General features: G+C 37.5%; 1 pseudogene. It reads left to right on the top strand.

Features of this window, described 5'->3' with window-relative positions:
• A pseudogene (locus ACQV2G_RS09150) lies at positions 1-587 on the top strand (ATP-dependent helicase); the annotation flags it as partial.

Here is a 587-nt window from a genome sequence, read left to right as displayed (position 1 = left end):
CCTCATACTTTTCCATTTATGCGTATGCCGCCTTAAAAAAAGAATTAGAAAAGATCGAAGAACTACAATTTGTCTTTACGTCCCCAACCTTTGTCGCTGATAACGTCACAGATAAGCTAAAAAAGGAAAAACGTGAATTTGTAATTCCTAAACAAGATCGTGAAAGTAGTCTGTATGGAACTGAATTTGAGATTCACTTGAAAAATCAGTTATCACAAAAGGCAATTGCTAAAGAGTGTGCAGATTGGATACGACGAAAAGCAACATTTAAGTCGAACAATAGCAATGCACCGATGCAGGAATTTATCAGCATCCAAAAACCTGAGCAGTCTTTAACGTATATGCCTATTCAGGGGTTTACCCCGATGGGACTTGGCTTTGAAAAAGGCAATGCCATTTCCAACATGGTGAACTGCTTTGATGAGCAGCCGATGGTACAAACCTATATTCAGCTATTCAATCAAATTTGGAATGACCCATCAAAAGTTGAAGATGTCACTAGTGAAATTATTCGACACATTGAGTCTGTCTATCAGGAAAATCCACCTGAACGCATTTATTTCTTAATGCTTTACAACATCTTCAAA

The sequence above is a fragment of the Facklamia sp. P12955 genome (assembly GCF_050409565.1).
Lineage (GTDB): Bacteria > Bacillota > Bacilli > Lactobacillales > Aerococcaceae > Facklamia.
The sequence above is the reverse complement of the archived record's forward strand: the minus strand, read 5'-3'. Positions and strand labels throughout refer to the sequence as shown.